Here is an 11521-nt window from a genome sequence, read left to right as displayed (position 1 = left end):
TGGGTCTGTTCTCCAAGCGGCCTGCGCATTTCCTTCTCTTTCGGATAATTTACTCAGCCATCCTTGTGGGTATTCAACCCAAACTTTTCTAATCTTTCCCAGCTTTCCCTCTCTCACCATAGCTTTCGCTTGTTTCACCATTGGGTAACCAGAATAGGTATGAGTCAAACAGAGAATTAATCCTGTTTCTTTTATTTTTTGTTCTAATAATTTGGCTTCCTCTAATGAAAAAGTAATTGGTTTTTCGATTACTACATTAAAACCATAATCTAAAGCCATCATAGCAGGTGCAAAATGTGCAAAATTGGGTGTAACAATAGTCACAAAATCCATTCGTTCATTTACTGGCAATGCTGCCTCGGCTTTAAACATTTCTTCATAGCTTGTGTATGTTCTTGATTCTGGAAGAAACAAGGCTTTACCAGATGCTACAGCAGTTACTGGATTTATACTCAATGCACCACAACTTAATTCTATAAGGCCATCCATATTGGCGGCTAAGCGGTGAATGGCACCTATAAATGCATCTTGGCCACCACCGACCATACCCATTCTTAATTTTCTATTCATCGTTTTTTGTTAACGTTTACAAATTATATTTTAAAAGTTCAAATCAATCAAACCATGTATGATGAAATTAAAAAAACCTTTTAAAAGAATCAGTTATATAAAAAAATAAAAGTAATAGCCATACAAGACACATTCATTAACAATATTCTGCTAATAACTGACGAAATCAATCCTTTAAGCATAAAAAAAACGTTGTAGTATTAAAAAAACTGACAAAATTTGAATTTGAATGAAATTTATCAATAAATAAAAATCCTTTTTTCTTTAATCCAGAAAGAATAGATCTGAAAAAATAACCTAATTAATTTCATTTGGGCATCAATTGAAATAAATGGTCAAACTGAGCACCACTTTCCAATTTAAATTGAGTACCGAATTTTGTAATAAATTAAGCAAAAAACTATTAACTTTTTCATGTTGTTAGAACCATAACATTCGTAAAAAAAAATGTACTATGTATGGTAAACAAAATAATAGATATGAATGAAATTAGAAAAGTAATTAAATCCTAAGGGTAAGTAATTTATAAGTAGCTACGTATTCCTTTCTAGAAATACAGGAAAAAAGTATATTTCTTTATTTGAAATTCTAGGATTACGTTTTGAAGAATTAATGAAAAAAAATAGTTTTAAATGAAAAATGAAGGTACTTACTTTGAATTGGAATTAGGTGGTCAATATCACTGGAATTTGCAATAATAATTTAAAAAACAGCAAAGAAAAAATAATTTATTGTTTCGGTTTCCTAAAAATCAATACATTTGCAACTTAGCAAGAAAAAATGAAACACTTAGTTAACATCATTATTGTCATTATTATAATTATCATTCGATAATTATGGCGAGGTGTTATATAAATAAGTAATCAATATACAATTTATGAGACCTCCCACATCGGGAGGTTTTTTATTTTACACAAGCATGAAAAATTTAGCAACAATTATTATTATCGTAATTATCATTATTCGTTTCACATGACGAGTCAGGATTCTATTTTCTAATAAAGCCTTTCTCTGTTCAAATGGAGAAAGGCTTTTTTTTTAACCAAAAACAAACTATTCAGCAATGAAACAAGAATTTACAATAACACTTTTCAGTGAAAAACAGGAAGGATTAATCAATAAAGTAGCCCTTATCTTGACTCGAAGAAAAATAAACATAAACAGCTTCTCAGTATTTTTTTGCAAAACAGTAAATTTATATCGTTTTACGATTACGCTTATTGAAACAGAATTAGCAGTTCAAAACATAGTGTATCAAATGGAAAAAGTCATTGAAGTTTTTAAATGTTATTTACAGACTGAAGCTGAGCTTTCTACTCACCAAATTCTACTATTAAAGTTTCCGAATTCCGATGAAACCGCCATGAAGAAATTTTCTTCCTATAAAAATGAAAAAGCGGTTCCTGACAACCAAAATTTAAATACTTTTTCGGAAGAAAAAGAAAAACAAGTCACATCAATTATCAATGCCTTTCCAATTATTCAGGTAACTGATTATTGCGTTTATACCAGTAAAACGCACAAAGAAACAATCCAACAATTAGCCACAAAAATAGCCGAATTAGAACTAAGGGACCGTTAAAAAATTCCTTTTAATTCCAAATTTTAAATTCCAAACACTAAAAAAATGACTTTATTTAAAGCAATACAACAAGCCCAAAAACAATTACAAAATGTAGTCCCTGCTACTCCCTTGATTGAAAACTTAAATTTATCGGAGGAGTTTGGCGCAACTGTTCTACTAAAACGCGAAGACCTACAAGTCGTTCGATCCTACAAAATAAGAGGTGCCTATAACAAAATTAGCTCCTTGACGGATACCGAAAAAGAAAACGGAATTGTCTGTGCCAGCGCTGGAAATCATGCGCAAGGCGTTGCTTTTTCTTGCCATCTTTTGAAAATTATGGGCAAAATTTACATGCCCAAAACCACGCCCAAACAAAAAGTCAAACAAGTGCAGTTGTTTGGAAAAAACTATGTCGAAATTGTCTTGATAGGAGACACTTTTGATGACGCTTACGCAAAAGCAGTAGCCGACGCCACACTAAACAACAAAGCGTTCATCCATCCTTTTGATGATGTAGAAGTCATTGCCGGTCAAGGAACTGTTGGGTTGGAAATTCTGGACACTTACAAAGACCCTATCGATTATGTTTTTGTACCCATAGGCGGCGGCGGATTGGCTTCGGGTCTTTCAACGGTATTCAAACACCTGAGTCCAAATACCAAAATCATTGGAGTAGAACCACTAGGCGCTCCTTCGATGAAAACTTCAATTGCCAATCACAAAAACACAGCTTTAGACACTATCGACAAGTTTGTTGATGGAGCAGCCGTAAAACAAGTGGGAGATCTGACTTTTGCCATTTGCCAAAAAAACCTAGACGACATTATACTGGTTCCCGAAGGAAAAGTATGCACCACCATATTACGCCTATACAATGAAGAAGCCATGGTCGTAGAACCTGCCGGAGCATTGACCATCGCTGCATTAGATTTTTATAGGGACGAAATAAAAGGAAAAACAGTAGTTTGCATAGTAAGCGGCAGTAACAATGACATTGAAAGAACTGCCGAAATCAAAGAGCGATCCTTACTCTACGAAGGATTAATGCATTATTTTATGATTCAGTTTCCGCAACGTCCAGGAGCTTTAAAGGAATTTGTAAACGATATTTTAGGTCCGGATGATGACATTACTTATTTTCAGTTTGCCAAAAAAAATAGCCGTGAAGTAGGATCGGTAGTTGTTGGGTTAGAATTGAAGAATCCAAATGACATTCAAGCCATCAAAACCAATATGAATATCAAGGGATTTGAATACCAATACCTCAATGAAAGGCATGATCTATTCACACAATTAATAGGATAACTAATTTTATTTGGAATTCTAAGTATGTCATTTTTCGCTGTGGCTGACTATCAACATCTGGTACCGAATTTATTTTTCGACCATTTTTAGTTCATGTCTGTTCTGTAAATAGTAGTATTTACAATTTTTTGCTTATACTAATTATTGTAAACAGATACCCAATTTAATATTGAGATAAGATTTAACTCATTGTCTAAAAAAAATTATAGTAAGTTTGTAAATGAATTCCGTTAAGATTTTTTAAAAAGTAACAATAATGAGTTTAAAAGATTTATTAGATATTAGTAAAGACAAAAGCCTTTCTGGGCAAAAGTGGCATATGCTAAGACAATCAATCGTAAAACGATTATTATCCGCCGGTAATGCTACTATAGCTGAATTAAGTTCTGAACTTCAATCTAGTGTTCCAACGGTAACTAAAGCCGTTAACGAATTATTATCAGAAGGCTATGTGATAGATCTGGGTAAAGTTACCAATAGCGGCGGAAGGCGCCCTTCATTGTACAGCATTAATCCAACTTGTGCCTACTTTTTAGGAGTCGAAGTAAATATTGCCAGTATGTCTATTGGATTACAAAACATTAAAAATGAATTTGTAAGCATCGAATTAGGTACTCCCTTTGGTTTACAAAATACTCAAGCATCTTTATTGGAATTTTGTAATTTAATTAATTCATTCGTAGAAGACAGTTCTGTAGAAAAAAAGATGATTGTGGGAGCATGTATCAATTTTTCAGGTCGAATAAATTCGATGGAGGGATTTAGCTATAATTATTTCTTTAGCGAAAACAGACCTTTGACAGAAATCATTTCAGAGCAATTGGATTTACCGGTTCATTTAGAAAATGATACCAGAGCAATGACTTTTGGTGAATATTCTGAAGGTGTGGTTGATGATGAACAAAATATAATATTTCTTAATTATAGCTGGGGTGTGGCTATAGGAATGATAACAGACGGAAAACTTTATTATGGCAAATCCGGTTATTCTGGAGAATTTGGGCACAGCACTATCTTTGACAATGGGATTATGTGTCAATGTGGAAAACTTGGATGTCTGGAGACTGAAATTTCTGGTTGGTCCCTAGTCAACCAGTTCAAAGCAGCTTTAAAAGAAGGAAAACAATCAAAAGTAGTTCTTGATGATAACGCTTTAGCTTTACAACATCATGCTATTATTGCGGGAGCCTTGAATTTAGAAGATACTTTATGTGTTGATTTGGTGACCAAGCAAAGTGAAAAAATGGGACGTTATTTGTCTATTTTACTCAATATCTTTAATCCTGATTTATTGGTAATTGGTGGTGATTTTGCTCAATTGGGCGATTACACGCTATTACCTATTCAATCTGGATTAAAAAAATATTCATTAGGTTTAGTTAACCGAGATATGAAACTTAAAAAATCGACTTTAGGTCGTCGCGCTGGCGTTATTGGGGCTTGTTGTGTCATAAAAGAAAAGATGTTATCCCCATTAATAAGTAATTAAAATTACTTCAAAATTTTAATTATTAAAATAATTTAATAACTACATTGTATTTATTAAATTTATTTATATATTTACACCGTGATAATAAATAACACGGAAAAATTCTATTTTAAAATTGTTCTTTTATTATATTTTCTACTCCGATATTGAAAAGGGTCAAGAAGATAAAATAGTTCAAGAGAAAACTCCGTTCAAAATTACTATTACAAAAAAGAGATTTTGCATTTTAAAATTATTAATCTCAACATGTATTTTTGACTGTGATGTTTCTATTGATATGATTTTTTCTATTGGTAATAATTGTTAAAAACTAAAGCCATAATTCATATTCTTCAAATGCAAAAAACAGTTTTTAGATTGCTAAAATAAAAAATAACAAAAATTGGGAATGCCCTTTTTTACAAAATATTCATTTGTTATCCATAAAAAAAGCCAGCACATGCTCTAAACATTGCTGGCTGGTTCTTCACAAAAAGAACAGTGGTTGGAAAACAAATAAATAAACCAAGAAGGAAAATTATTATTAACCTAACCATTACAAAAGTATGTATTTATTACCAAAAAGCAAGCCGAAAAATTATTGGCTTACCCCTAACCTAGGGAAAACTATGAAATTAACATCCTTATTTCTAGTAGCTTTTACCGTACAAGCATCCGCTACGGTATCCACAAAAACGGTTGTTTTTTCAGAGAAAAACGGTATCGTTACAAAAGATGCAAACACATTAGACCTATTTCAAAAGAAAATTACAGGAAGGGTGACTAATGAAAAAGGAGAATCTTTACCCGGAGTAAATATTATTGCTAAAGGCACTACTATTTCAACACAGACAGATTTTGATGGAAATTTTACATTTGAAGTCCCAGACAATACTACAACAATTGTTGTTTCATACATAGGTCTTCAAGAACAAGAAGTAGCCATTGGAAATGAACCGCTAAACATTGTACTAAAAGAGGTAGGACAACAAATGAATGAAGTTATTGTTGTGGGATATGGGTCACAGAACAGAAAAACGTTAAGTACCTCAGTTTCTAAATTAGACAAAAAAGTTTTAGAGAATGTTCCTTATTCAAACGTAACACAATCATTACAGGGAAATGTAACTGGTTTAGTAGTACGCACAGCATCAGGACAACCTGGTAAAGCATCTAACATTTTAGTTCGTGGAGGTACTTCTATTGATAATCCATCAGGAGCAACTCCTTTGTATATTGTTGATGGAGTTATTCGTACCCAAATTGATGATATCAACTCTGCTGATATAGCTTCATTACAGGTTTTAAAAGATGCCGCTGCAACTTCAATCTATGGAGCTCGTGCTTCTAATGGTGTAATTATTATTACAACTTCAACTGGTAAAGCTGGTAAAACCAAAATCACTTATAATGTTTCTACTCAAAATAGTCAAGTAGGCAAAAAATATGATTTTCTAGATGGTGGAGACTACATTAGATTACAACGTTTAGGGTTGTATAATGCTGCCGAAATAGCGGGACTTTCAACAACGACAGGTATTGCAAGACTTGGGCAACTAACAGGTGCTACTCCTGCCGGTACTGGAAATAATTTATTGAACAACACACCATTCGCTACATTATTAAAATCAAATTTGGATGCTAACACTATTCAAGGTTTACAAGCTAAAGGTTGGCAGGAAATGACAGACCCGCTTAATGCTAACAATACTATTATGTACAAAAGCACGAATTGGAATGATGTTTTATTTCAAAATGCAATTACACAAAATCACACTTTAGGCTTTAGTGGCGGTGGAGATACAGGAGTTTTTGATTTGAGTTTAGGCTACTTAAAAGGAGACGGTATCACGATATTTACAGGCTACCAACGTTTTACCAGTAAGTTAAATGCTTCTTTAAAATTAGCGGATAACTTTACAATAAATGGTCGCGTTTTATATTCAAAATCAAGTAATAATCAAGTTGTTGCCAATAGTGTTGTTTTCAACAGATATTTAGGAAATTCCCCAACTACAAAATTATACTTGGAAGATGGGACTTTGGCTCCAGGCCAAAATAATATTAATGGAAATCCATTATATCAGATGGGTAAAGTGAAAGGGATTAATGAAAATAATAAATTGCAAATGAGTGTCGATGGTGATTTAAAAATCACTAATGATTTAACTTTTACACCTTCATTGTCATTATACAATGAAAATGAAAATAATAATACTTTTCAACAAGCTTTTTTAAGTGGAAGTAATGGTTTAGTAGATAATACTCGAACTGCAACCCGATTAAGCAATCAAATTGCACAAATTCAATACGAAGGGGTATTTAGTTATGCTAAATCTTTAGAAAACACAGGTGATTTTCAGGCAAAATTAGGTGTTTCTAAATTCGACAGAACTATAAAAGCATTCAATGCTTCCGGAAAAGGAAGTCCTTCGGATCTTGCGCAAACATTAGATTCATCTCCAATACCAGTTTCTGTATACAGCAACAATACCAGATTAGTATTAAACAGTGTTTTTGGACGTGTAAATTATGATTACAAAAGCAGGTATTTTGCAACAGCCTCTTTTCGTTATGATGGTTCTTCCAGTTTAGGTCCAGATAATAAATATGGCTTTTTTCCTGGATTATCTGCAGGTTGGAATGCACACGAAGAGACGTTTTGGAAAGTAATGCCAGAAGTTGTTTCCTCTTTCAAACTTCGTGGAAGTTATGGGGTAAATGGTAACTTAGGTACTTTAGGTGATTTCCAATCAGGAGGATTATACTCTGGTACAACAAATGGTTTTGCTAATAGTTACAATGGTCAATCTGCAATTGTAAACTCTCAAATTGCAAATCCAGGTTTAAAATGGGAACAATCACAAACTATAAATGGAGGTTTTGATTTAGGTCTTCATAATGATAAGATTAGAATAATTGGAGATTTTTATAATAAATTGACTTCTGATTTATTAACGAATCTTACGCTGCCATCTAATAGCGGTTTCTCTACAGTACTAACAAACTTAGGTGGATTAAGAAGTAAAGGTTTTGAATTAGAATTGAATGCAAATGTCTACAATCAAAATGATTTAAAAATTAATGTAGGTGCTAATGTTTCACACAATACTAACGTAATTGAGAAACTTCCTTTCAATGGAAATTTAAACAATAGAATTGGTGGAACTGAAATCTGGGATGCAGCCAGCGGAACATATAAGTATGTTGGAGGTTTACAAGAAGGTCAAAAAATTGGAGATTTTTATGCTCATAAACAACTATATATTCTTTCTACACAAGCAGAAGCAGATGCTTATAACTTAACGGCACATGATAATTACGTAACTAAAACTGCTGCTGCAGGCGGAAACCCAACCGGTAAGAAATTTGCTGGAGATGCTGTATTTTTAGATGCAGATAACAATGGTATAATTGATAGCAGGGACAGAACTTTCATGGGTAATATGTTTCCTAAATTTGTAGGAGGATTTAATTTTGATGCCAATTACAAAGGATTTTCATTGACCGTAAGAACTGATTACTCCTTAGGATCTACGATTTACAATGAAGCCAGAGCGCGTTTTGTAGGTCAATTTCAAGGAAATTACGGTTTATTGTCCGAAAGTTTACAATCTTGGCAAAATGAAGGTGATATTACTAATGTACCTCGTTACCGTTGGGCTGATCAAACGAACCAAAACAACTTATTCCGTTCTGAAGCAAGTGGTGCAGGTTATAATACTAATATGTTTCAAGGAAATAGCCGTTACTACGAAAGTGGGGATTATCTATGTATAAGAGAAATTACAGTGAGCTATACAATTCCTAAATCAATAATTGACAAAGTTAAATTAGCATCGGTACGTGTGTATCTAACAGGAAGTAATTTACACTATTTTACTAAATATAGCGGTTTAAGCCCGGAAGTACAAGGAATTGATGGCGGGTCAAGCCTTGGATTAAATGATGCTGGAGCAAAAGGTACTTATCCTGTTCCAAAAAACTTCATCCTTGGTTTAAACATTGGTTTGTAATTTTTAATAATAAATATCATGAAAAAGAAAATTCTTTTATACTCTATACTTTTTACAGGACTTTCACTATTCAGTTCGTGTGAAGACGATTTAAACTTACAATCTGAAAGCGTAATTACTTCTGCCAGTTTTTGGAAAACTGAAGATGATGCGAAAGCAGGTGTAAACGGTATGTACTTCAATTTTAGAACCCAAACCCAACAAAATTATTATCTTTTGGGAGGAGCAAGAAGTGCTGAAATAACTAGTGGTGTTCAATCACCTCTGAATTTGGCAAATTATTACAATAACAACTTAACAGCACAAAACATCGATGTAGATTGGGCTGGTTTATACACGGTAATTCACCAAGCGAATTTAGTTTTGAAATATGTTCCTACTATCCCATTTAGTCCAACAACGGTGAATGAGCAAAAGAGATACATCGCACAAGCGTATTCTATGCGTGCTTTGGCTTATTTCATCATGGCTCGTTCTTGGGGTGGTGTGCCAATAATGACTACACCAACTGAGAATACAAATCAATCCGAATATATTGTTCCGCGTAATACAATTGAAGAAACTTTTGCATTCATTAAGTCTGATATTGAATTGGCGATTGCTAATTATCCGGATGCAACAAACAATAAAACGCAATTATCCTTGTCATCGACTTATGCTTTAAAAGCAGATGTGAATTTATGGACAGCGAAACAATTAGGTGGTGGAAGTACTGATTTAAATACGGCTTTGGCTGCAATTAACGCTATTCCTACAGCGCCGTCTTTATTGCCAAATTTCAAAGACGTATTTGGTTACGCCAATAAAGGAAATACTGAAGTGCTTTTTGCGGTTAGATATTCTTTGGCTGATGTACCGTCTGCGCTATCTGACAATTGGAATTCTTTCATGTTTGTTGGACCAAGTGACTTTGCACCGCTAACGGCAGCAACGGCGACGGCAACTTTTGGAACTTTGGGTGTTGGTACTGGTAATGCAGGAATTTCCAGAGTACAACCAGATATTACCCGTTTCAACTTCAGCAATACTGATACGAGAAAAACAGCTACTTATTTAACTTTATATAATGGAGCTACACCAGTAGTGACAGGTTTGGTAAAATATAATGGAACTGTTGACGGCGCTACCCGAAGATTTGTCAGCGATATCATTATTTATCGTTGGGCTGATATATTGTTAATGAAAGCAGAAATTAAAAATGCTTTAGGCCAGGATCCAACTTCAGAAATGAATCAAGTGATGCGAAGAGCCGATGCTTCTTCTTCATTTACAAATGGCTCTCAAACTGCTAATGACGATGTTATTTTAAATGAACGTCTAAAAGAATTAGCTTTTGAAGGGAAAGCATGGTGGGATTTAGTTCGTTTCAACAAAACGAATCTTGTGCCATCAATGGCTGGTAAAAAGGTATTGTTTCCAATATCTCAAAATACTATTAACTTTAATCCTAAAATCACCCAGAATCCGTAATAAAAAACTGGATTTAAGAAGTATAGTTTAAATAGCAAGCCGGGAATATTTAAGTTCCCGGTCTATTAAACAACATAAATAAATGACAATTAAAAAAAATATCTCATGAAAATTGAACATTTACAAGGGCTTATTTCAGCACCTTTTACACCCTTTGACAGCAATGGAAAATTAGATGTTAGCCTAATTCCGGCCTACTATACTTTTCTAAAACGAAACGGAATAACAGGTGCTTTTATTAACGGATCTACTGGAGAAGGCGTTTCTATTACATTAGAAGAGAAAAAAGCGGTTGCTCAAGCTTGGGCAGACTGTTCCAATCACGATGTGGATTTTAAAGTAATGGTATTCCTAGGTGGAACTTGCCTTACCGATTGCATTGACTTAGCAAAACATGCGTATGAAATAGGATTGTATGCTGTTTCTATGACTGCTCCGTTTTATTTCAAGCCTGCAAATGTTGATATGTTGGCGCAAGCCTGTATCGAAGTGGGTAAAAATGTTCCTAACATGCCTTTCTACTACTACCACATTCCTGTATTGACAGGCGTAAACTTACCAATGTTTGATTTAATCCAAGCTTTAGACGGAAAGCTTCCTAATTTTGCAGGAGTGAAATATACGCATGAAGATTTCATGGATTTCCAAAGTTGTATGAGTTATGAAAATGGCAAATTCGACATGCTTTGGGGACGCGATGAGAATATGTTATCTGCATTAGTACTGGGAGCCAAAGGTGCTGTAGGAAGTACTTTCAATTATGCAGCTCCGTTATATTATGATTTAATAGCGGCTTTTAATGCCAATGATTTAGTTACTGCGCGTGCCTTGCAGCAAAAATCAATCAACATGATTCGTTTATTGGGTAAATACGGTGGGATTTCAGTAGGGAAAGCCTATATGAAAGTCGTAGGATTGGACTTAGGTAAATTTAGATTGCCTGTCAAAAACATGAGTGCTGACCAATTTGAATTATTTAAAAAAGATGTAGAAAGTCTAAATTTTGAAGATTTCAAATCAAAATAGCTTCGTTCATTTTATTTTAAAATAAATACTATGAAATGAGCATGACCGAAATTAGGTCGTAAACACAAAAAATAATATGCAAATTACATATGACCGATA

General features: G+C 33.7%; 7 protein-coding genes. 6 read left to right on the top strand and 1 reads right to left on the bottom strand.

The annotated features are described in order from the left end of the window. On the bottom strand, nucleotides 1-570 hold a 570-nt coding region (locus ACM55F_RS05755; protein ID WP_416852796.1), incomplete at its 3' end, for a Gfo/Idh/MocA family protein. A 1063-nt stretch (nucleotides 571-1633) separates the two neighbouring features. Here ACM55F_RS05755 and ACM55F_RS05750 point away from each other — a divergent pair. The 6 genes from ACM55F_RS05750 to ACM55F_RS05725 all read left to right on the top strand — a co-directional run bounded on the left by ACM55F_RS05750 (nucleotide 1634) and on the right by ACM55F_RS05725 (nucleotide 11422). After that, entirely contained in the window at nucleotides 1634-2152 is a 519-nt protein-coding gene (locus ACM55F_RS05750; protein WP_416852795.1) for an ACT domain-containing protein, read from the top strand. Between the two features lie 45 nt (nucleotides 2153-2197). After that, nucleotides 2198-3442: a threonine ammonia-lyase IlvA gene (gene ilvA / locus ACM55F_RS05745; RefSeq protein ID WP_416852793.1), complete on the top strand. Its 1245-nt coding sequence runs from the start codon at nucleotides 2198-2200 to the stop codon at nucleotides 3440-3442. A 256-nt stretch (nucleotides 3443-3698) separates the two neighbouring features. Next, nucleotides 3699-4931 carry an ROK family transcriptional regulator gene (locus ACM55F_RS05740; protein ID WP_416852791.1) on the top strand — a complete coding sequence of 411 codons (1233 nt, stop codon included), beginning with the start codon at nucleotides 3699-3701 and terminating at the stop codon, nucleotides 4929-4931. 608 nt (nucleotides 4932-5539) lie between these two features. After that, entirely contained in the window at nucleotides 5540-8926 is a 3387-nt protein-coding gene (locus ACM55F_RS05735) for a SusC/RagA family TonB-linked outer membrane protein (protein WP_416852790.1), read from the top strand. An 18-nt stretch (nucleotides 8927-8944) separates the two neighbouring features. Beyond that, nucleotides 8945-10396: a RagB/SusD family nutrient uptake outer membrane protein gene (locus ACM55F_RS05730; RefSeq protein WP_416852789.1), complete on the top strand. Its 1452-nt coding sequence runs from the start codon at nucleotides 8945-8947 to the stop codon at nucleotides 10394-10396. A gap of 105 nt (nucleotides 10397-10501) precedes the next feature. Then, nucleotides 10502-11422: a dihydrodipicolinate synthase family protein gene (locus ACM55F_RS05725; protein ID WP_416852788.1), complete on the top strand. Its 921-nt coding sequence runs from the start codon at nucleotides 10502-10504 to the stop codon at nucleotides 11420-11422. Nucleotides 11423-11521: the final 99 nt, after the last annotated feature.

The sequence above is a fragment of the Flavobacterium melibiosi genome, from assembly GCF_048158545.1.
Lineage (GTDB): Bacteria > Bacteroidota > Bacteroidia > Flavobacteriales > Flavobacteriaceae > Flavobacterium > Flavobacterium melibiosi.
This window is presented reverse-complemented; position numbering and strand designations above follow the sequence as displayed.